Origin of the sequence: Ruegeria meonggei, assembly GCF_900172215.1 — a bacterium.
GTDB lineage: Bacteria > Pseudomonadota > Alphaproteobacteria > Rhodobacterales > Rhodobacteraceae > Ruegeria > Ruegeria meonggei.
Genome location: NZ_FWFP01000004.1, coordinates 244217 through 265266, shown reverse-complemented (window position 1 = coordinate 265266; position 21050 = coordinate 244217). Strand labels below are relative to the sequence as shown.

The window sequence follows — 21050 nt, the reverse complement described above, 5'->3', positions numbered from 1 at the left end:
GGGTTATTCGCGGAAGGCGCGGTTAAAATAGTCGGCCATGGGTTTGACCAGGTAAGACAAGGGCGTTCTTTCGTCCGTCTTGATCATTGCTTCCACAGGCATGCCCGGCAACAGGGCCTGCCCATTCAGACGCTCGATCTGATCATCCTCGGGCACGACTTCGGCGCGGTAAAACACCTGTCCTGTGTTTTCGTCAGTAAAAGTATCCGCTGAGACAGTCGTAACACGCCCGTCGATCTCGGGCGTTTCACGCTGATTAAACGCTGGGAATCGTAGCGCTACCGGCTGTCCAATATGCAGTTGATCCACATGGATGGCATCCACACGGGCTGCCACCAGCAAAGGCGTATCCTGCGGTACAACATACATCATCGGTTCGGCGGGTTGAATCACTGATTGCAAGGCAAAGACCTGACTGCCGTAGACTCTCCCGGCAACGGGCGCGCGAATGTCCAGCCGTGACAGCCTTTCCTCCAGCGAGAGGCGCCGCTCAGACAGTTCAGCGATCTGTGTCTGTACGTCCCGCAGCTCGGTAATGGCTTCCTCCCGCCGAGTGGCCGTCAATTCGACAATCTCGATCTCGGTTGCTGATATCTGGCCTTTCAGACGGGCCACAGCAGCTTCAAGCCGGCCAATCTCACCCGTCAGGCTGGCCTCTTCCCGTTGCAGAGCCGACACTCTGCTGGCCTGGGTCAAACCGCGTTGCAGCAGGTCCTGTTGATCCTTCAACTCATTCTGAATCAATTCGACCTGTCGACGCAGAGATACAAGCTGTGCCTCGGTACCGTCGATTTCACTGTCGATTTGAACCCTCTGTTTGCCGAGTTGCTGGGTCTGTTGGTCCAGCGTTTCCAGACGCGCCTCGAACAAGCGTTGCTGACCAGCAATCAGTTCGGCATCGATGTTGTCCAGCTTTTGAATGTCTTCAAGTTGTACCGCCAAGGTTGCTGAATCCTCGCCGTCCCGCTCGGCCACCAACCGGCTTCTACGCGCCAACAGCTCGAATAGCTGCGATTCGACGATGGTTTTTTCCGAAGACAAAAAAGTATCATCCAAACGAACAAGCATATCCCCGTCGGCGACTTCGTCGCCGTCCCGCACATAAATCTCGCCGACAACGCCACCATCGGGGTGTTCCACGACCTGCCGACTACTTTGCACCTCGATGGTTCCCTGCGATATGATGGCCCCGGCCAGGCGCGTCTGCACGGCCCAAATGCCAACGCCTCCGACCAGAATACCCAAGGCAATAAATCCGACCATCGCCGGTAGAGTGATGCGCCACACCGGGCGTTTTTCCTGAACTTTGTTGCCCTGCATCATTCGCCCACCTTGCTGAGGCCGCGTTTGATCGCGCCAGCGTTTTGCACCATTGCGCCCAGAACTTCGTCACGGCTGCCGAATTTCACGACCTGACCACGTTCAACAACTGCCAGATCGTCGCATTCGGAAATCGCCTGGGGTCGGTGGGTCATGATGATGGTGGACTTGCCAGCCGTCTTTAACTCTCGGACTGCCGCATTCAACGCTTCGGTTCCATCGGCATCCAGGGCCGAGTTGGGCTCGTCCAGGATCAGCAAAACCGGGTCGCCATACAATGCACGCGCCAGCGCGATGCGTTGTTTCTGCCCGCCGGACAGCTGACTGTCATTGCCTTCCAGAAAGGTGTCATAGCCTTTCTCAAGGCTCAGGATCAGTTCATGCGCTTTTGCTTTCTTGGCGGCCGCGACCACGGCCTCAGAGTCTGGCTCTTCGGACATGCGGGCAATGTTTTCCGCGACTGTTCCGTTGAACAGCGTGACTTCTTGCGGGAGATAGCCGATATGCTGGCCCAGATCGGTTGGATCGTACTGGTCCAGCGTAGCACCGCCCAGTCTGATTTCCCCGGCAGCAGGTCGCCATATCCCCAGCAGCGCCTTGGCCAGCGTAGACTTGCCGGAACCACTTTTGCCGATCACACCCAGCGCCTTGCCGGGCTCAAGCTGCAGCGCAACGCTGCGCAATGTCGGTGTGTCGGCGCCCGGAGGGATAACGGTCAGGCCTTTCGCCGTCAGTCGCGCCTCAGGGGTGGGTAGTTTTGTGCGTTGAATTTCAGGCGGGGTCGCGTCCAGAAACAGGTTCAGCGATGTCCAGGCCGCACGGGCCCTTTCGATCATCCCCCATTGCCCAACCGCCTGTTCTACCGGCGCAAGGGCACGGCCCAACAAGATAGACCCTGCAATCATCGCGCCCGGTGTTAACTCGTTGCGCAGCACCAACCACGCCCCAAGCGCCAACATCGCGGACTGCAGAAACAAACGCAGAGATTTGGTGAGTGACGTGAAGCTGCCAGTCCAGTCGCTTGCCGATATTGTCTGACTAAGCGCAGTGGTGCGTTGCCGCTGCCACCGCTTTGTCATGTCTTCCTGCATGCCTTGGGACCGCACCACTTCGGCGGCCTGCCTGGCATGTTCCGAAAACGCATTGGCCTGAGCCGAAGCTCGTTGCGCAGCAATGACTTTGCGATGGGTCAGAGCTTGGTTCAGCAGCGCAATTCCGATCAGCAATACTCCGGACGCAACCGCCAGCCAACCGAGCAGAGGGTGGAATAGGAAAATCGCTGCCAGAAAAACAGGTGTCCACGGAATGTCCATCACAGCCAGTAAAACGGGCGATGCGCACAGGTTTTGAATGGATTCCAAATCGCGTAGCGCCGTTGCCGGGGCCGAGCGCGCCTTAGGGTGAAGAGATCGGCGCAAAGTGGCGTCAAATACCCGCTCGTCCAAACTCGATTGAAACCTGGCACCAAAGCGGGCGACAATTCTACCCCTGGCATAGTCAAGCATAGCCATGAGAATATAGAGAAGAGCCACCAGCAAAAACAGCGCCGTCAATGTCTCGACAGCGCGGGAACCGAGCACCCGGTCATAGACCTGCAGCATGAACAGAGGTCCGGTCAGCATCAGCAAGTTGACAAATACACTGAACAAAAAGGCCAGCGCCATAAAGGTCACACCCTGATTGCGCACCTGGCGCAACTCATAGCGGGGTGGCACGGGCATTCGGTTTTCAGTATTCACAAACGGGACCTTTGTTATTTGTCATGCAGTATGCATGCGAACCTGCGATGCGCGGCATTCTAATACGTCCGCGCAGTGCTGGAAACGCGAGAATTGCTGCATCGGCAAAAAGCCACTGGCAGTCAACGTTAAGGCGATTGAACGTTACGCCTTACACTTCTTTAGTTTGGGCCTAGGTTAGCATCCACCGCTGTGTCGCAAAACGACCGAACCAGTCTGGATTCTGATCGGTCGTTCAGATGAGCCAGATAACATCTCGTGTGAGCGATACCTGAACCGCGACTCCTATTGCTTCTGAGGGTAGGGGGCTTGGTCCAGTTCCACCATCATCTTTTCCCGGAACACTTTTGCTGGCGTCTTCCATCCCAGGCATTTTCTGGTCGTCGCGTTGAGGCGGTCGCTGATCATTTTCAATTCATGATCTGAGACCGCCGAGATGTCGCGCTTGCGGGGAAGCCAGCGCCTAACTCAGCGGTTGGCGTTCTCGACGGTTCCTTTCTGCCACGGAGAGGATGGGTCGCAGAACCAGGTCTGAGTGCCAATCTCGGCTTGCAGATGCGGCCAGCTGACGAATTCGGTGCTCGTGGTCGAAGGTGACGGATTTGCGCGCTAGGTGGGGCAGGTCACGCACCGCTTTCATGATTTTACCCATGACTGGTTTCGTACGCTTGTTCGAGCGCTTCAACACACGTGCCATCTCTCGAACAGGAACTTTCGCATACCTTCAGCGTTCAATCCTACGGCGTTCTTCGATGCTCAGTTGCGAATATACAGCACCCATGCCATGATCTCCTTATTAGATAACCCTTTGGTTTCTAATGGGAGGCGTAGTTGGAAGTAGCGTGCACCCATCCACTTCAGAATTTCGCATAATCATGATTATGGTAAAAGTGTAGAATGAAATACCAATGTTGACCCATTCGGTTTGATCCATCATCGTGAATTGTAACAGATTGGCCCGGCGCGGTTTTTTTTAACGCTGTGGTCATTGGCTCGGATATTGGCAAGGCCCGCAACATGCCCGATCTATCGCAGAAGCAATACGTGCTGGATACGCACCGGCTGCGCTATCCTGAACAAACGCTGGCAATCGTCAGGCCGTTTTTGCGGGACATGGGTATCACCAGGATCGCCAATCTCACGGGGCTGGATCGGATTGGGTTGCCGACGGTGATGGTGTCGCGCCCGAATTCCCGATCCGTGGCGGTGTCGCTGGGCAAGGGGTTGTCTTTGCACGCCGCCGAAGCTTCGGGTGTGATGGAGGCAATTGAAGCCTGGCACGCCGAACGGGTGCATTTGCCTCAGCGACTTGCAAGATACGCGGATCTTGTCAGCGATGCGCCTGTTGTTGACGTCGCGGGTTTGCCACGGGTGACGGGTGGGCAGTTCGACCCCCATGAGGCGATGCTTTGGGTTCAGGGGAATGACCTGGGTGCAGGCACGAACTGCTGGGTGCCGCTTGAGATGGTTGATACGGATTATACCTCTGCTCCTGCTGGCGGCCAGTCCGCGTTTCCACGGACGACGAACGGCCTGGCGTCGGGCAACAACGTGGTCGAGGCCAGTTGCCATGCTATTTGCGAGTTGATTGAACGGGATGCGACCACCCTCTGGGATCACCGGTCGCATAGACCGCGCCTTGATCCGGACAGTGTGGATGACCAACGATGCCGCCGGGCAATTGAGATGATTACTGACGCGGGGCTGCAGATCGGCCTGTGGAATACGACCTCTGACATCGGCATCGCCAGTTTTCGCTGTGTAATCTGCGAATCCGGGGGACAGCCCGGCCATATTGGGATCGGTGATGGATGTCATCCAGACCGGGCCATCGCCCTGCTGCGCGCGGTGACCGAAGCAGCGCAGACCCGGCTTACCTACATCTCAGGTGCACGGGATGATCTGGATCCGGCGGAGTTTACGGACCAAGCCAAGACAGACCGCGGCCGCTATGTGCATGACCTTATTGAAGAGACCGTGGCAAAGCAGCGTTTTGCTGATTGCCCCTCGGTCGAGACCGGCTCGTTTGAGGAAGACCTGAGGTTGTTATTGGACCGGCTTGCCGACGTTGCAATCTCGCAGGTGGTGACAGTTGATCTGTCACGACCGGAATTCGGTGTTGCGGTTGTCCGGGCCGTTATTCCCGGCTTGGAAGCGCCGCATGATGAGCCAGATTATGTGCCAGGTACGCGGGCGCAAAACGTATTGGAAGCGCAGCCATGACGGCCGTGGTTTTTGTGGGGCCGACTCTTCGGCCCCAAGCGGTGTCCAAATATCTGGATGCCACGATTCTGCCCCCGGTCAAACAGGGCGATGTGTACCGCGCAGCGCGTGACAAGCCCAAGGCAATCGGGATCATTGATGGCTTTTTCGAAGGCGTACCGTCGGTCTGGCACAAGGAAATCCTGTGGGCGATGGAGCAAGGCATTCCTGTTTTTGGCAGCGCAAGTATGGGCGCGTTGCGCGCCGCTGAACTGGCTGATTTCGGAATGATTGGTGTTGGCAGCATTTTCGAGGACTACCACAGTGGCGTCCTGCAGGACGATGATGAGGTCGCGGTTCTGCACAGCCCGTCTGAATTGGGGTTCATGCCGCTGAGCGAGCCGATGGTGTCGATCCGCACTACATTGGATCACGCGCAGAAGACTGGTGTTGTGCCGCAGGAAACCGCGGTCGAAATCTTACGTTACGCCAAAGACTTGCACTATCGGCGTCGCGTGTGGGCCGACATTCTGGACGCGCTGAAAGAGCTCCCAGGTATGGCTGAATTTGCCGGCTGGCTGCCCAAGGGCAAAATTGACGCCAAGGCAAAAGACGCCAAGGCGATGCTTGTACGTATGTCCGAACATCTGGGCGACCCTCCCCTGCCCTCATCTGAGCCTGTTCGAACCGAGCGAACGTTGATGTGGAAGGCGCTATGCGCGCGTGTGGATGGCGCTGCCCCGGCAGATGTACATGCGGTGATCAATGAATTGCGCCTGAACCCAAAGCTGTATTCTCAGCTGCGTGATAGGGCGGCTTTGGCGCTGTTGTCGCGCGAGGATACATCCAGACAAGATCGCGAACCGGATCGCGAGGCGTTGGTTGCCCAAATGTCAGAGCACCGGGCCAGGGCAGGCCTGACACGACAGGCGGATCTGATGGCCTGGATCAAGGCCAATGATTTGACCTCTGATAGCTATGAGGCGATGCTGGCGGACTGGGCGCGGGTTGAGCTGTCAACAGCCACACGTGCAGATCGTATGGACGCGCTATTGCTCTCAGAGTTGCGGCGCACGGACCAATATGCCGGGTTGCGTAACCGAGCTGTAAAGAAAGCAGACCAGGTTAGGCTCGGAGGCAATGCAGGGCCAAACCGTTTGCGCCTATTAATGTGGTATTTTGAATCATGTCTTGACCAGGACGTGCCGGATGATCTTGAATCATACGCAATCTCACTTGGTTTAACCGGGCGAGACGCGTTTTATGATCTGATAGAAACTGAATTTTTGTATTGCGATATGGATACGGGCCCGGATGACACCTCGGACTAAGAGGGGTTGATCGTTTTTCAGGCACGATACGGGAGGGCGTTTTGTGAACTTACCCGCACATACTGAGGATGAAGAACCCGGCACGCGGTTCCTGCTGTACCCGCAGTCACCCTTTCTTGAGCCGAACGCGCCCTTGGAACTGGTCGAGGTTTCCGCTCCGCAAGGCAGCCTGGGGCCCGGGCCGTCCGGGCCGCGTATGTATACGGTCAACCCGGTCGGTAAAACGACACCTTACGGCGCGATTATTCCGGGGCCGAATGGTCCTGGAATGTATCTGCCTCCTTGGGACGGTAACATTCACCCCCCTGCCATGCCCGATGAATTTGGCAATTTCATCCATATCGATCCAACTGATCCGGCCTTTGAGGCAGCGCATCTGTTTGGGTCTGCGCATTTCACCATGGATGTCTGGCAGGGATATTTCGACCGTCCAATCCCCTGGCATTTCGCCCGCGATTTCAAACGGCTGGAACTGTCACTACTGCCCAGCCTCGACAATGCTCATATCGGCTGGGGGTTTCTGGAAACCGGCGGCACCCACGAACACGGGGACGAGTACCGCCCCTATAGCCTGAATTTCGACGTGGTCGCCCATGAGATTGGGCATGCCATCATCTACTCCGTCATCGGTATGCCCTCGGACGGGGATGCGTCAGGTGAGTATTACGGGTTCCATGAATCTGCGGCTGATATGGTGGCGTTGCTGGCCTCGCTGCATTTCGGATCAGTTGTTGGTACATTGTTGGAAAATACGCACGGCAATCTCTACACGTTCAACCGGTTAAGCCGATTTGCCGAACTTTCCGAGAATGCGCAGATCAGAATAGCAGCCAATAACCGATCACTGTCCGAGTTCTCTTCTGGATGGTCCAGCGAGCATGCCCTGTCCGAGCCGTTGACCGGAGCAATGTTCGACATCTTCGTCGATATTTACCACGAACGATTGTTACTGCATGGCCTGATCTCACGCGCAGACGAAGATCTTTCGGATCAGATGGAAGGCTCGCCGGATTACAGCGAAGTGATGCAAGGGATATTCGACAAAAGATATGCCGACAATCCCGAAGGCTTTCGCCTCGCCCTGCTTGAAGCCCGGGATTACCTGGGAACTTATCTGGCTGATACGTGGGAAAAGCTGGATGCAGATATGCTCAGCTATTTCGGGGTCGAAAAAGCCCTGCTGGCGGTGGATCAGGAAATCACTGGCGGTGCCTTTCAACGGATGATCGAAGGCAATTTCCGCATGCGCGATATTGGACTGACAACCGCAGGCCCGCGCCTGCCTGACCCCGATGGCAACAGCCATTCAAATTCGGTGCGCACGCAAGTTCCGGGATAGGGTCTAAAATCCTTTATTTTGAAGCGGTTTTATGGCATTTAGGCATGGGGTGTTTGATGTGTGAATTTTGGCACGATTCCGATCGGGCCGACAAAGAGGGGGGAGGCGCAGTCTCGAGCTTCGTCGATCCCGCAATTGGGAGAAAACGTTATGGCTGAGTCATTGCTGAGTTTTTCAGAAGTGTTGTTATACGGACGAGTATTAGACGATATCAAGATTGATACCCAAACCAAGGTCAAGGCTGCCACGACAGTGAATTTGCCGAATTTGGAAGGCTTATCTGTTGATGGCGAGACACTCAAAGTTGGAGACAAAGTTCTGGTCAAGAACCAGACTGATTTGACCCAAAACGGTGTTTACACCGTAGGAGATAATGGCACCAATACCTGGTTCAACAAAATTCAGTTCAAATCCGGTACGGTGATTAAAGTCAGAAAAGGCACCCAAAAGGGGTTCTGGAAACAGACGGGCGAATTTGGCCTCGGACAACAAGAGTTCGAAGAAACCAATAGGCCAAGAAGTGGGCGGGGAAACAACAATCAACTGTCCGCTCAACTGGACGATGACGCGCAGTTGGCAAGGATCTATGGGTTCGCGTACGAAGGCACTTATTACGAGCTGCCAGAGCCTTCGGTTTTTCTGGTCCACGGTGCGGGCGAATCTGCGACTATGGGTGGCGCCCCACAGGGCGGTGGTTCTCGTGCCCCTGTTACCCCAACAATCTCTGGTGTTGCCTCGGCGGAATATCAGATCTCAAACGAAATTCGCGTGTGGGATTACGACAAGGCTGATTATACCATCCGAATGGACATCACGACCGGTCAGTTCGAACAGGTCCTGCTGGACATCTATTTCGGTTTCGACAGCCCGGCGGTTAGCGGTGCCCGCGTGAGTGGAGCTCGTGTCAGTGGTGCACGCGTCAGCGGTGCGCGTGTCAGTGGCGCCAGGGTCAGCGGCGCCAGAGTCAGCGGTGCGCGGGCACGGGGCTCGGAAGACTGACGCGGGACCAATATCAAGGTTTACATCAGGAAAACTTAGCGACGGGCCCTGGCAGACCAGGGCCTTTCTCGTTCAGAAGCCCGCCTTTTTCAGACCCTCAACAAAATGTTGCGTGTCTTCTTCCAACTTGTCCGGTTGGACGGTTTCCCAGCGATCCAGTGAAAAGTTTGGGTGCGCGGCACGATGCTTGTCCGCGACCTGACGGGCAAGGTCAGTTTGGCCAAGCTGCGCATAGCTTGCCGCCAACAAGCGTTGCCCTTCCGTGGGATTGTTCATCTTGTTGACGGTTTCAATGGCTTCCTGATAGCGCCTGAGGTTGAAATACGCCCCACCCAGATGCCACAGGTATTGGTCCGGGAAATATGGGTTCAATCGCATCGCTTGTTGAATATGAATGATTGCTGTTTCGTTGTCACCATAATGAGCCAGTGCGTCGGCGAAATCAGAATGCATGTCGGCGTCATTGGGGTTCAACGCCAAAGCCCGCCTATAGGATTGCAGCGCCGCATCATGTTCTTTTCGGTACAGATGCACATATCCCAACTCGCCAAATCCACGGGCATCCGTTGGATCCAGCTCGATGGCGCGTTGCGCAAAACTAAGCGCCTGATCCAGTGCGCTCGAGGGGTCTTCGGTCCAGGAATAGCGCCAGTCGATATTCATTGTGCGCGACAGGGCAGCTGCCGCGCGGGCATAGCGGCCGTCCCGGTCGAGCGCAGATTGATAGAAGTCCTGCGCTTTTCTGTTGTCGGTCCGGGTGTATTTGAAAATGTGGTACTGGCCTTGAAGAACCGAACCATACGCCTCAAGGTCGGACGGGACCGCCTGTATCATGCGTTGTTTTTCATGTGACTCGATCATTACGGCGGTGGCGGCCACGATGCATTCGGTCACTTCGTCAAGGATGTCAAAAATATCGTCAATCTTGCGGTCGAACCGTTCCGCCCAGATGGTGCGTTCTGTGTTGGCATCAACCAATTCAGCCGTGATCCGGATACGGCTGGCGGACCGGCGCACACTGCCGCGCGCGACATAGCGCACGTTCAGTTTTCGTGCGGCTTCCTGGGGTGGCATCGATTGTGTTTTGAAGAAAAACGAGGAGTTTCGCGCGATTATGAACAGGTTCCGGAATTTGGACAAGTTCATGATGATGTCGTCAGTCAATCCTTCGGCGATCCAGCTGTCGGATTCGTCGCCGCTATTGCTGCTGAACGGCAGGATGGCCACGGATGGGGTATCAGGCCGTTCCAGCAGATCTCCGGGTACTTCCGGTCGCATCGTACCGGCCATGGTGGCGCCTGCGACTTCGCTGCGAACACAATAGGTCGAGACCGGCGCGAGGATGTTCTTGAGCTGTTTTGGGCCTAGAAACTCATACCCATAACGAAGCCGGTTGCAGACCTGATCGTAGACGGCGGAACTGACGTAAACGCGTTCGGGTTCAGCAATTTCCTGAAGCCTGGCCGCAATGTTTACGTTGTCACCGTGGATTCCACGCTCGTCAATCAGGATTTCACCCAAGTGTACACCGGCGCGAAACTTGATTCGCAGGCTTTCGTCATCCGACTGATTGTGCTCGCTTGCGATGCGATGCAATTCCACTGCGAATTCCACCGCGCTCGTGGCAGTTTCGAACAGTGCGAGAATCCCGTCACCCCGCACTTCAACCACACGGCCGTTAAAGCGGGCACAGGTGGCTTCGAGTTGAGAGATCAATGATTTCAACGTGTTGTATGTATCCAACTCATTCTCGCCCATCAGGCGGGAATAACCGACCACGTCGGCGAACAGAACTGCACCCAGTTTCTGCATCATAGGAGGGTTGGGGCTGTTGGTGTTCACAGGCGATACTCGTTTAAGGGGTTTTTTCAAACCCGGTGTATAATCTATAGCAAAAAACTTGGATAAACCGGCAGCAAATGCATGCCTTTCACTGGCTTCCCCGAATTTGAGGAGGCCAGGACCAGTCGGTAGAGGAACTGGGCCCAAAACTGACAACCGTTTCCGAACCCAGCTCTGCCGCCAGTTTCACGCGCTGTTTTTCCCAATCTTGTCTGAGAAGACCAACCACAACCATATCCTGAAACTGTCCGTCGGCAAACCAGGCCTGGCGCATTGTCCCTTCGATCTGACAACCCAGCTTGGCCACAAGATCCCGGCTGTTGGCGTTGTCGACGCGGTAATACGATGTCAGCCTGTTCAGGCCCAGCTGGCGGAAGGCGAAATCGACGACTAAAGCAGTTGCTCTGATCCCGACCCCAAGGCGCCGAGTGGGCTTGTCCACAAACATCGCTACAATCGCGTCGCGGTTGATTGGGGAAATGGCCTCTAGTCCGGACATGCCGACAATCTGGCCGCTATGCGACTCGGCAACAAACCAGCACTTGCCACTGCCAGCCGAAGCGCTGAAGACATCGCTCCAGTTTTCTTCGGTTTGCGCAAGGTTCAGAGGAATCCGCGAGGTCCGGTCGAACCGAGCAAGGTCTTCGATATCCTGAAACCAGGGGGTGACAACTTCCAGGTCGGCCTTTTCCAGAGGTCGCAGCTTAAAACTGCTGGTGTGTTTGTCGGGCACGGGAAAAACTACCTTTAATCAATGTCAGAAATAAAACACTGATAAAACACTAACACAAAAACGACGTAAATACGAAATGGGAAACCCACCTCTTTTGGCGGATGTTTACCGATTTGACAGCCGCTCGACGCAGCCGGTGAAACGGAAACCGGCCCACCAGTCTTGGGCGGGCCGGCAAACCGTGAGTGGTTTGGGTCTTAATCGTACAAAACAGCCGAGATCTTTGGATCGTCGATGTTGGTGGCGTCGTAATAGTAAAAACCGGTGTCAATCAGCGCGGGTACGTCTTCGCCCTTCATTGCGGCCACAGCGGCCTTGACCGTTTCATAGCCGATGCCTACCGGGTTCTGGGTGATCGCGCCAGCCATCAAGCCGCTTTTGATCGCGTCTTTCTGGGCCTTTCCACTGTCGTAGCCGATAATGATCAAGCCTTCGGTACCCAATTCCTGCACGCCGTTCACCACGCCAATGGCTGAGCCTTCGTTGGTGCCGAAGATGCCGTTCAGATCAGGATTGGCGGTCAGGATAGCTTTGGTCACCTCGGTGGATTTCAAATGGTCACCCTGACCGTATTGAACTGTCACAACTTCGATGTCCGGGTATTTCTCGGCCATGCGGTTCACGAAACCGTCGCGGCGGTCGATTCCGGTGCGGCTGGTCTGATCGTGGGCCACGACCGCAACCTTGCCCTTACCGCCTATCATGTCGGCCATCTTGTCTGCCGCTAGACTTGCCGCAGCCAGGTTGTCCGTCGTTGCCGTTGACACAGGGATATCGCTGTCAACGCCGCTGTCAAAGGCGATAATGGGGATGCCTTTATCATTCGCCTGTTTCAGCAGCGGAATGGCCGCCTGACTGTCCAGCGCTGCAAAACCGATCGCCTTGGGGTTGTTGGCCAGCGCGGCTGCCAGCATGTCGATCTGGCGATCCACCATGGTTTCGTTGTCGGGCCCCTCAAACGTAATCGTGACCCCGTACTCATCAGCAGCTTGTTCGGCGCCGGACTTCACCGCCTGCCAGAATTGGTGCTGAAATCCTTTTGAGACCAAGGGGATATAAATATCCTCTGCCGCAGCCATCGAGGCCGGGGCTGCAAGGGTGGCCGCGCTGAGTGCCCCCAGAATGAAACGACGTGAAAACATGTTCTTTTCCTCCAGTTGTTGGTTTGATTTTTGGGCGTATGTTTGCGTCACCCGGTCTTTTTGCGCCGCGCCATGTCGGCATAAACGGCCAGTATGATGATTGCCCCTGTGACAACGGTCTGCCATTCCTGTGCCACCGAAAGGACGCGTAGCCCGTTGGTCAGGACAGCCATGATCAAAGCGCCAATCAGGGTGCCCAGAATCGTGCCTCGCCCGCCGGAAAGGGATGTCCCTCCGATCACGACGGCGGCGATGGCTTCAAGTTCGTAACCCAGGCCAAGGGCGGGCTGGGCCGAGTTCAGGCGGGACGCAATCAGGATGCCTCCGATCCCGCAGATGCCCCCGGCCAGCGCATAGATACGCATCTTCCAGGCGTCGGTGTTGACACCCGACAGGCGCACCGCCTCTTCATTCGACCCTAGCGCAAAGGTATAGCGGCCCAGAACCGTGCGCCCCAGAATGTAGGATGCCGCAATGGCCACAAGGAACAGGATCAGAACGCCGTTGGGGATGGGAAGTGTGGGAAAGACCTCGCCGATCAGCGACCCGCGAGAGATTTGGTCAAAGCCCGGCGTGTCATTGAAGTAAATCGGCCGGGTGCCCGAGATCACCAAAGACAGGCCTTTGAGGATCAGCATCATGCCCAGCGTTGCAATAAAGGGCGGAATTTTCATCTTTGCCACAAACGTGCCTGAGCAGAGCCCGCACAAAGCGCCCGCCGCGATGGCCGCGGCAACGCCGATCAGCAATGGCAAGCCCAGATAAGTCAGCGCCACACCTGCGATCACGGCACAGAAGGTCATCAACGTCCCAACGGACAGGTCAATACCGCCGGTGATGATTACCAAAGTTGCGGCGACCGCCAGCACCCCGTTGACTGATGTGGCCTGCAAAATGGCGATCATGTTTGATGTTTGCATAAAGTTGGGCGAGGCAATCGAAAAGCCGATCAACAGAGCGATCAGACTGGCAAAGGCCAGCATCTTTTGATACGCGCCGCTTTCCGACAGGCCCGCCAGGGGCTTTTTCTTGTCGATATCGGTTGCTGTCGTCATTGAGCTGTCCCTGTAACCTGCATTGCCGCTGCCCTTTGGGTGGCCAGATGCATGATGTCTTCCTGAGTGGTGTCTTTTCCGCCGGGCAGAATGCCTGTCAGCCGTCCCTCGCACATAACCGCAATACGGTGGCTGAGGCGCATGATCTCGGGCAGTTCCGACGAGATCACGATGATCGTCTTGCCTTGTTCGGCCAAGTCTTCGAGCAGTTTGTAAATCTCGGATTTTGCGCCGACGTCTATGCCGCGCGTGGGTTCGTCGAAGATCAGGATATCGCAGTCGCGCAACAACCATTTGGCGATGACGACTTTTTGCTGGTTCCCGCCCGACAACAGGCGGACTTCCTGTATGTCCGACGGTGTGCGAATACCAAGTTGAGTGATGTAGCTGTTGGCGGCGGTGCCGATTTCATTGTCGTTCAGCACGCCCCCTGCCCCGGTGAACAGGTCCATCGAAGCCAGCGCGATATTGTCCCGAACGTTCATTCCCGTGGCCAGGCCAAAGTGTTTGCGATCCTCGGACAGATACCCAATTCCCGCCCGCACAGCGTCTTTGGGGGACTTGATTGAGACCGGTTTGCCATGCACCCGAACCTCGCCACTGTCTTTCGGATCAGCCCCGAAAATAGCGCGCGCGACTTCGGTACGGCCTGCCCCCATCAATCCAGCAAAACCCAAGATCTCACCTTTCTGGACCGAAAAGCTGACATCGTGAAGGACTTTGCCCCGGTTCAGGCCCGCAACCTGTAAGGATACCTCGGCACCGTCCAGATCCGGCACAATCAGAGGGTCTTCGTTGACTTCGCGCCCCACCATCATTGCAATGATCCGGCTGATCGGAGTGTCGGCGGCATCTACAGTGCCAACATATTCGCCGTCGCGCATGACGGTGACGCGATCAGCGATCTGCTTCAGCTCGTCCATCTTGTGGCTTATATAGACGATGCCCACGCCTTCGGCCTTGAGGCGGCGAATGATCACGAATAGCTCGGCAATCTCGGCATCATTTAGTGCCGCCGTCGGTTCGTCCATGACCAGAACCTTGGAACGGTATGACAGCGCCTTGGCAATCTCGACCATCTGCTGTTTTGCGATGGTCAGGCTTCCAACCAGCGCCCTGGGGTCCAAAGCCAGATTCATGGTGGCGAAAATCCCGGCTGTTTGAGCGTTCAGTGCGGCCTCATCCAGCCGTCCAAAGCTTTTGCGTGGTTCGCGTCCGATAAAGATGTTCTGCGCCACCGTCAGGTCGTTCATCAGGCTCAGTTCCTGATGGATGATACCAATGCCCAGATTCTGTGCTTCCCGCGGGGTTGTTGGGTTGACGGATTTGCCTTCGATCACAAGGTCACCGCCATCGCGCTGATAGATCCCCGACAGGATTTTCATCAACGTGCTTTTGCCCGCGCCGTTTTCGCCCATCAGCGCATGCACCTCACCCGGAAACAGATCGAACTGCACGGATTTAAGCGCGTGCACACCGGGGAAATGTTTATCGATCCCCGTCATGTCGACCAGTTTGTCCATTGTCTCTCCCATTGACCCGTCTCCCCACGGGGGTGCGGCTTACATCACCGCGCCGATTTGCCAGGGCACGAATTCAACGCCCCCGAAGCCAAGCTCCTCACTTTTGGTGTGTTCGCCCGAGGCGACGCGGATCAGCATTTCAAACAGTTCTTCGCCCTTTGCCTCGATGCTGATCCCGTCGGTGACGATGTCGCCACAGTTCAGATCCATATCCTCGGCCATGCGGGCATACATCTCAGAGTTCGTGGCTAGTTTGATGCAAGGCGTCGGCTGATAGCCCGAGACCGAGCCGCGTCCGGTGGTAAACACAATCAGGTTGGCCCCTGAGGCCACCTGCCCCGTCACCGAACACGGATCAAACCCGGGGCTGTCCATAAACACAAACCCGTTTTTGTCGATGATCTCGCCGAATTGATACACGTCGCGCAGCGGCGCGGTGCCGCCTTTTGCAACAGCGCCCAGAGACTTTTCCAGAATGGTCGTCAACCCGCCGCGCTTGTTGCCAGGGCTGGGGTTGTTGTCCATCTCGCCGCCATTGCGTTCGGTATATGCCTCCCACCAACGGATGCGGTCGATCAGCTTTTTGCCGACGTCAGCCGTTTCCGCCCGTCGTGTCAGCAGGTGTTCGGCCCCGTAAACCTCGGAGGTTTCGGACAGGATTGTCGTCCCGCCGTGGCGCACCAATAGGTCCGAGGCATATCCCAGTGCTGGATTGGCTGTGATGCCAGAGTACCCGTCGGACCCTCCGCATTGCATTCCAACTGTCATGGCGCTGACCGGGGCGGGTTCACGCGTGACCTGATTGGCCAGTTCAGCGATACCGCGCAATTCTTCCATCCCGCGTTCGATGGTCCGCCGAGTGCCGCCTTCGGTTTGGATGGTCATGTACCGCAATGCGCCGTCTTTGCGGATCGGCCGACCGCCAACCAGATCGGCCACCTGCATCACTTCACATCCCAGACCAATCAGCAAAATGCCTGCAAAGTTCGGATGCTGCGCATAGCCTGCCAGAGTGCGAAACAAAGTGGCATAGCCATCATCCTTGGCAGACATGCCACAGCCAGTGCCGTGCACAATTGGCACCACGCCGTCGATGTTGGGATAGGCGTCCAACAGGCCGGTTTTCTCGGCAGCCTCAGCAATGAATCTGGCCACCGAGCCCGAACAGTTCACGGTTGTCAGAATGCCAATATAGTTGCGCGTTCCAACCTTGCCGTCAGCGCGGTGATAGCCTTGAAACACCCGCCCTTCGTTGATCGCAGGCAAAGCCGCATTTGCCGTGGCGTGCGCATAGTCCTGCTGGTGAGCGCCCATACCAAGATTGTGCACATGCACATGTTCGCCCGGCGCAATTTCCGTTTTCGCCTGCCCGATGATCTGGCCGTAGCGGATGACATTCTCACCTGCCGCGATCGGAGCCACAGCAATCTTATGCCCACGCGCAATGGATGCGACCAACGGCACAGAAAGGCCAAAGGGCTGCGTGCCGACCTCAAGCTCGCGCAATGCGATGACCACGTTGTCAACCGGGTTCAGTTTGACCGTATCGCGGTGCGTCACTTTCTGGGCCTTTGGTGTGCTGTCAGCTTGCATCCTGTCCCCACTTGCTGAAACAGATGGGTAAACACCGAACCCTTACTTGTCAACTAACATGTTAGTATGCTAGAGCGAACATCATGAACAAACCTCAGGACATCGACGCACACGTGTTGGGCAACATCAACGCGGTCGAGGGCTCACTTGCGCAGCGGGTGTACCTGGCGATCAAACAAGCCATCTTGTCGCTGGATTTCGCGCCGGGTGCCATCCTCAGGAAGGCGCCAATCTGTGATCGTTTGGGTGTATCGCGTGCGCCGGTGACCGAAGCCATTGCTCGACTTGCAGCCGAAGGTCTTGTGGATGTGGTACCGCAATCGGGCACGCGGGTCTCATACTTTTCAATGTCCGAAATTCGCGAGGGTGCATTTTTGCGTCAGGCATTGGAACTGGCCACCGTTGCAAAAGTGGCCCGGGATTTGACCGAGGACCAGCAAAAGAAGCTAAGCCGCAACATGCGTTTGCAGGAACTGTTGATTGAGGACGAAGATATTGCTGGTTTCTATCAGGCAGACGAAGAGTTTCACGCCCTGCTTATGGAATTCACCGGTTTCAAGCGTCTGGCCGATGTGGCCCAAACTGTGTCTCTGCAAGTCACCCGCGCCCGGATGCTGTTGCTGCCCACACCGGGACGCACCGCTGAGACGCTGCATGAACACCGCGCCATTCATGACGCGGTCCTCAGCCGCGACGAACAGGCAGCGCAAAACGCGATGCGCCATCATCTGGGACAATTGATGCCGCGGATCGAGATTTTGCAACAGGAAAAACCTCAGCTGTTCAACATCACTTCCCAATCGACGCGAGAGGCCGGATGACCGTTTCCCAAACAGAGCTTTTGAACAATCGTACCGCCCGACCCGTTCCGCTGACGCGTATGGGGTTTGGTGGCGCACCATTGGGTAACCTCTATCGCAAGGTCTCGGACGATGACGCACAGGCTGCGTTGCAGGCCGCTTTTGATGCGGGTATCCGGTTCTTTGACACCGCCCCGCAATATGGGTTGGGCCGATCTGAGCAGCGTTTCGGCGAGGCGATTGCCCGGTTCGGGCGCGACACCATTCAGTTATCCACCAAGATTGGGCGCCTGTTGCTGGACTGTGCCGCTCACGAAGTGACGCCCGAAGCTTTTGTCGACGTGCCGCAGAAACGGATCGTGTTCGATTACACCTATGACGGCGTAATGCGATCTTACCAGGCCAGCCGACAGCGGATCGGCGTGGACAATGCAGATATCCTGCTGGTGCATGACGTCTGTGTCTTCAGTCAAGGCAGTCCGGAGATGTCGGACGCCAAAGTGCGTGAGCTGTTCGATGGCGGTGGCTACAAGGCGCTGGTCGAGTTGCGCGACGCGGGCGAGATCGCAGCGATTGGCGCAGGCGTGAACGAATGGCAGGTCTGCGAAAGGCTTCTGGGGTTGGGTGATTTTGACGGCTTTTTGCTGGCCGGTCGCTATACGCTGTTGGAGCAAGAGGCGTTGGACAGCTTCCTGCCGCTTTGCGAAAAACGGGATGTCGGGATCATTCTGGGCGGGCCTTATAACTCGGGCATTCTGGCCACAGGGGCGGTGCCGGGGGCCAAGTACAACTATGCCGACGCCTCGGCCGAGGTTCTGGACAAAGTTCGCAATATCGAGGCCGTCTGTACCGCTCATAACACGCCTCTGATTGCGGCCGCTTTGCAATTTGTGCTGGGTCATCCTTGTGTGAAAACAGTGATCCCCGGTGCGGTCAGCGCGGCTGAGGTTCAAGCCAATGTGGCGCTTTTGGATCGTGATATTCCGCCGGGTCTTTGGTCTGATCTGCAAAGCGCGAGCCTGATCCGGCCCGATGCGCCTGTACCAATGGAGGCTGCTGATGCTGCGTAACATCAACCCGATCCTGTCACCCGACCTGCTGCACGCGTTGCGGGCAATGGGGCATGGAGACGAAATTGTAATCGCGGATGCGAACTTTCCTGGCTCCAGCACCGGGCCGGATTGCATCCGTGCTGATGGATCCTCGGCCAGCGAAGTTCTAAGGGCGATCCTGTCGGTCATGCCACTGGACACATTCGTGCCCGACCCGGCGCTGACGATGCAGGTGGTTGGCGAACCAGAGGCGATCCCCGAAGCAGTGGCTGACTTTCAGACAATCATTGATGAGGTGGCAGACAACGGCGCCCAAATTCAAGGTTTAGAGCGATTTGCATTTTACGATCGCGCCGCCACTGCCTTTGCCATCGTCCAGACCGGGGAACGCAGGCTTTACGGCAACATCATCCTCAAGAAAGGTGTGATTGCATGAGGATCGACGCGCATCAGCACTTTTGGTCGCTGGCGCGCGGCGACTATGGATGGCTCACACCGGACCTAACCACGATTTACAGGGATTTTGCGCCCGAGGATCTAGCCCCCATTCTGGCAGCAGCCAGGATTGAGGGCACCGTACTGGTGCAAGCCGCGCCAACACTGGCTGAAACAGAATACATATTGTCTCTGGCGGATCAGAACGGGTTCATCAAAGGCGTGGTGGGCTGGGTTGATTTTGAGGCCGCAATTGCGCCGGATCAGATTGCTGGGCTAGCTGCGCACCCGGCGCTGGTGGGTTTGCGCCCGATGATACAGGATATAGCCGACCCGCTGTGGATGATGGGTAAGGCTTTGACCCCCGCCTTTGATGCCCTGCAAACCCACAACCTCACCTTTGACGCTTTGACCTTGCCGCAGCAACTTGGCCCTTTGCGGCGGCTGTTGGCGCGACATCCCAGCATGCGTGTGGTCATCGATCACGGCTCAAAGCCGCTGATCCGCGATGGCGTGATGGCCGGTTGGGCAGAAGACATGGCAGCTCTTGCCCGCGACACAGACGCATGGTGCAAGCTTTCCGGCTTGGTCACAGAAGCAGCGTCGGATTGGGCAGTGGAAGACTTACGCCCCTATGTTGATCACCTGCTTGATACATTTGGCCCTTCTCGCCTGATCTGGGGCAGCGACTGGCCGGTGTGTACTTTGGCCAGCAGTTACGACCGTTGGTTGGAAACGACGGATTTGCTGCTTGGCGCAGTATCAGACAGCGAACGCAAAGCGGTTTTGGGGGGCAATGCCGCCCGGGCCTATAACCTCAGGGATTGAAATGACCTCTCCGAAACTGGATTCCGGTGGGCTGTGGCTTGGGCGTGTCGAGCGCGCAGGGATTGGCCCATCAATTGTGACCCTTCGAGACGGGCAGGTCTTTGATATTACATGCAAAACCGCTCCAACTGTGCGAGATGTGCTGGAGCGGGACGATGCGTCCGACTACCTACGCAATGCGCCAGGCGAGGCTTTGAGTGGCGATTTTCACTGGTTGGCCCCGTGCGATCTGCAGGCTATCAAAGCCTGTGGTGTCACTTTTGCCGGGTCGATGGTCGAGCGGGTGATCGAAGAGCAAGCCGCCGGTGATCCCGCCAAGGCAGAAGCCATCCGCGCGCGCATTGGCGATCGGATTGGGGACAGCTTGTCGAACATCGTGCCTGGTTCGGATGCAGCGGCACAGGTAAAAGAGGCACTGATCACGGAAGAGTTGTGGAGCCCGTATCTTGAGGTTGGCATCGGCCCGGATGCCGAGGTGTTTTCAAAGGCTCAGGTGCTGTCTTCGGTTGGGTTTGGTGCGGATATTGGCCTGCACCCGATCTCGACCTGGAACAATCCGGAACCCGAGGTGGTTCTGGCCGTTACCTCGCAGGGGCATATCAAGGGCGCGGCACTGGGCAATGATGTCAACCTGCGCGATGTCGAAGGCCGTTCCGCACTGTTGCTGAGTAAGGCCAAGGACAACAACGCCTCATGCGCGATTGGTCCGATGATCAGAGTGTTCGATGCGCACTTTACTCTGGATGATGTGCGCACCGCCGAACTTACGCTGACCGTCACGGGACCAGATGGCTTTGTCCTGAACGGTCATTCCTCTATGGTGAAGATCAGCCGCGATCCGATCGATCTTGTTACTCAGACGATCGGTCGGCATCACCAATATCCCGATGGTTTCATGCTGTTCCTCGGAACCCTCTTTGCGCCAACGCAAGATCGCGATACTCCGGGTGCGGGGTTCACCCACAAGCTTGGCGATGTCGTCACGATTTCAAACGACAAACTGGGCGCGCTGACCAATACGGTGCGGCTGTCGACCGAATGCCCTGAATGGCAGTTCGGCGCGTCTCACCTTATGCGAAACCTTGCCCGACGCGGCCTGCTGTAAGAAAGAACTGAA

Annotated in this window: 17 protein-coding genes and 1 pseudogene; 9 read left to right on the top strand and 9 right to left on the bottom strand. The window is 56.6% G+C overall.

Translation table 11 applies throughout. The annotated features are described in order from the left end of the window. Positions 1 to 3: 3 nt before the first annotated feature. The 3 genes and pseudogenes from RUM8411_RS08435 to RUM8411_RS23290 all read right to left on the bottom strand — a co-directional run. Positions 4 to 1323 carry an HlyD family type I secretion periplasmic adaptor subunit gene (locus tag RUM8411_RS08435; protein WP_370738033.1) on the bottom strand — a complete coding sequence of 440 codons (1320 nt, stop codon included), beginning with the start codon at positions 1321 to 1323 and terminating at the stop codon, positions 4 to 6. Next, a complete protein-coding gene (locus RUM8411_RS08430) occupies positions 1320 to 3041 on the bottom strand; it encodes a type I secretion system permease/ATPase (protein ID WP_085822252.1) in 1722 nt (573 codons plus the stop codon). The genes RUM8411_RS08435 and RUM8411_RS08430 overlap by 4 nt, the downstream gene beginning before the upstream one ends. Positions 3042 to 3344: 303 nt before the next feature. Further along, positions 3345 to 3747: pseudogene (locus tag RUM8411_RS23290) on the bottom strand (IS30 family transposase); the annotation flags it as partial. A 329-nt stretch (positions 3748 to 4076) separates the two neighbouring features. Between RUM8411_RS23290 and RUM8411_RS08420 the strand changes: the two are divergent. From RUM8411_RS08420 to RUM8411_RS08405, 4 genes are all read left to right on the top strand, one after another. Next, positions 4077 to 5282, top strand: coding sequence for a YcaO-like family protein (locus RUM8411_RS08420; RefSeq protein ID WP_085822365.1), 1206 nt, complete (start codon positions 4077 to 4079; stop codon positions 5280 to 5282). Next, a complete protein-coding gene (locus tag RUM8411_RS08415) occupies positions 5279 to 6592 on the top strand; it encodes a TfuA-like protein (protein WP_085822250.1) in 1314 nt (437 codons plus the stop codon). Before RUM8411_RS08420 ends, RUM8411_RS08415 begins: the two co-directional genes overlap by 4 nt. Positions 6593 to 6635: 43 nt before the next feature. Then, positions 6636 to 7931, top strand: coding sequence for a gluzincin family metallopeptidase (locus RUM8411_RS08410; protein WP_085822249.1), 1296 nt, complete (start codon positions 6636 to 6638; stop codon positions 7929 to 7931). Positions 7932 to 8081: 150 nt separating this feature from the next. Then, positions 8082 to 8930, top strand: coding sequence for a hypothetical protein (locus tag RUM8411_RS08405; RefSeq protein ID WP_085822248.1), 849 nt, complete (start codon positions 8082 to 8084; stop codon positions 8928 to 8930). A gap of 72 nt (positions 8931 to 9002) precedes the next feature. Here the strand turns inward: RUM8411_RS08405 and RUM8411_RS08400 are convergent, their stop codons facing one another. The 6 genes from RUM8411_RS08400 to RUM8411_RS08375 all read right to left on the bottom strand — a co-directional run bounded on the left by RUM8411_RS08400 (position 9003) and on the right by RUM8411_RS08375 (position 16818). Then, a complete protein-coding gene (locus tag RUM8411_RS08400; RefSeq protein WP_234995170.1) occupies positions 9003 to 10772 on the bottom strand; it encodes an adenylate/guanylate cyclase domain-containing protein in 1770 nt (589 codons plus the stop codon). Between the two features lie 88 nt (positions 10773 to 10860). After that, complete coding sequence (locus RUM8411_RS08395; RefSeq protein WP_234995169.1) at positions 10861 to 11505, bottom strand: GNAT family N-acetyltransferase; 645 nt, start codon at positions 11503 to 11505, stop codon at positions 10861 to 10863. Between the two features lie 197 nt (positions 11506 to 11702). Continuing rightward, positions 11703 to 12647, bottom strand: coding sequence for an ABC transporter substrate-binding protein (locus RUM8411_RS08390; protein WP_085822363.1), 945 nt, complete (start codon positions 12645 to 12647; stop codon positions 11703 to 11705). Between the two features lie 47 nt (positions 12648 to 12694). After that, positions 12695 to 13702 (bottom strand): ABC transporter permease, encoded by a 1008-nt coding sequence (locus tag RUM8411_RS08385; RefSeq protein WP_085822246.1) that lies wholly within the window; start codon positions 13700 to 13702, stop codon positions 12695 to 12697. Beyond that, a complete protein-coding gene (locus tag RUM8411_RS08380) occupies positions 13699 to 15225 on the bottom strand; it encodes a sugar ABC transporter ATP-binding protein (protein WP_085822245.1) in 1527 nt (508 codons plus the stop codon). Before RUM8411_RS08380 ends, RUM8411_RS08385 begins: the two co-directional genes overlap by 4 nt. A gap of 39 nt (positions 15226 to 15264) precedes the next feature. Then, entirely contained in the window at positions 15265 to 16818 is a 1554-nt protein-coding gene (locus RUM8411_RS08375; protein ID WP_085822244.1) for a UxaA family hydrolase, read from the bottom strand. A gap of 83 nt (positions 16819 to 16901) precedes the next feature. Between RUM8411_RS08375 and RUM8411_RS08370 the strand changes: the two genes are divergently transcribed. The 5 genes from RUM8411_RS08370 to RUM8411_RS08350 are packed head-to-tail and all read left to right on the top strand — an operon-like array spanning position 16902 to position 21038. Then, positions 16902 to 17639 (top strand): GntR family transcriptional regulator, encoded by a 738-nt coding sequence (locus RUM8411_RS08370; RefSeq protein WP_085822243.1) that lies wholly within the window; start codon positions 16902 to 16904, stop codon positions 17637 to 17639. Continuing rightward, positions 17636 to 18688 carry an aldo/keto reductase gene (locus RUM8411_RS08365; protein ID WP_085822242.1) on the top strand — a complete coding sequence of 351 codons (1053 nt, stop codon included), beginning with the start codon at positions 17636 to 17638 and terminating at the stop codon, positions 18686 to 18688. Before RUM8411_RS08370 ends, RUM8411_RS08365 begins: the two co-directional genes overlap by 4 nt. After that, the gene (locus tag RUM8411_RS08360) at positions 18678 to 19106 is read left to right on the top strand and encodes an RbsD/FucU family protein (RefSeq protein WP_085822241.1); all 429 of its coding nucleotides are present in this window, start codon (positions 18678 to 18680) and stop codon (positions 19104 to 19106) included. The genes RUM8411_RS08365 and RUM8411_RS08360 overlap by 11 nt, the downstream gene beginning before the upstream one ends. Continuing rightward, positions 19103 to 19933 (top strand): amidohydrolase family protein, encoded by an 831-nt coding sequence (locus RUM8411_RS08355; protein WP_085822240.1) that lies wholly within the window; start codon positions 19103 to 19105, stop codon positions 19931 to 19933. The genes RUM8411_RS08360 and RUM8411_RS08355 overlap by 4 nt, the downstream gene beginning before the upstream one ends. 1 nt (position 19934) lies before the next feature. Then, entirely contained in the window at positions 19935 to 21038 is a 1104-nt protein-coding gene (locus tag RUM8411_RS08350) for a fumarylacetoacetate hydrolase family protein (protein WP_085822239.1), read from the top strand. Positions 21039 to 21050: the final 12 nt, after the last annotated feature.

Coding starts and splice junctions, on each gene's coding strand:
- RUM8411_RS08435 (WP_370738033.1), bottom strand. CDS start 1,323: ATGATGCAGGGCAACAAAGTTCAGGAAAAACGCCCGGTGTGGCGCATC.
- RUM8411_RS08430 (WP_085822252.1), bottom strand. CDS start 3,041: ATGCCCGTGCCACCCCGCTATGAGTTGCGCCAGGTGCGCAATCAGGGT.
- RUM8411_RS08420 (WP_085822365.1), top strand. CDS start 4,077: ATGCCCGATCTATCGCAGAAGCAATACGTGCTGGATACGCACCGGCTG.
- RUM8411_RS08415 (WP_085822250.1), top strand. CDS start 5,279: ATGACGGCCGTGGTTTTTGTGGGGCCGACTCTTCGGCCCCAAGCGGTG.
- RUM8411_RS08405 (WP_085822248.1), top strand. CDS start 8,082: ATGGCTGAGTCATTGCTGAGTTTTTCAGAAGTGTTGTTATACGGACGA.
- RUM8411_RS08390 (WP_085822363.1), bottom strand. CDS start 12,647: ATGTTTTCACGTCGTTTCATTCTGGGGGCACTCAGCGCGGCCACCCTT.
- RUM8411_RS08385 (WP_085822246.1), bottom strand. CDS start 13,702: ATGACGACAGCAACCGATATCGACAAGAAAAAGCCCCTGGCGGGCCTG.
- RUM8411_RS08380 (WP_085822245.1), bottom strand. CDS start 15,225: ATGGACAAACTGGTCGACATGACGGGGATCGATAAACATTTCCCCGGT.
- RUM8411_RS08375 (WP_085822244.1), bottom strand. CDS start 16,818: ATGCAAGCTGACAGCACACCAAAGGCCCAGAAAGTGACGCACCGCGAT.
- RUM8411_RS08370 (WP_085822243.1), top strand. CDS start 16,902: ATGAACAAACCTCAGGACATCGACGCACACGTGTTGGGCAACATCAAC.
- RUM8411_RS08365 (WP_085822242.1), top strand. CDS start 17,636: ATGACCGTTTCCCAAACAGAGCTTTTGAACAATCGTACCGCCCGACCC.
- RUM8411_RS08360 (WP_085822241.1), top strand. CDS start 18,678: ATGCTGCGTAACATCAACCCGATCCTGTCACCCGACCTGCTGCACGCG.
- RUM8411_RS08355 (WP_085822240.1), top strand. CDS start 19,103: ATGAGGATCGACGCGCATCAGCACTTTTGGTCGCTGGCGCGCGGCGAC.
- RUM8411_RS08350 (WP_085822239.1), top strand. CDS start 19,935: ATGACCTCTCCGAAACTGGATTCCGGTGGGCTGTGGCTTGGGCGTGTC.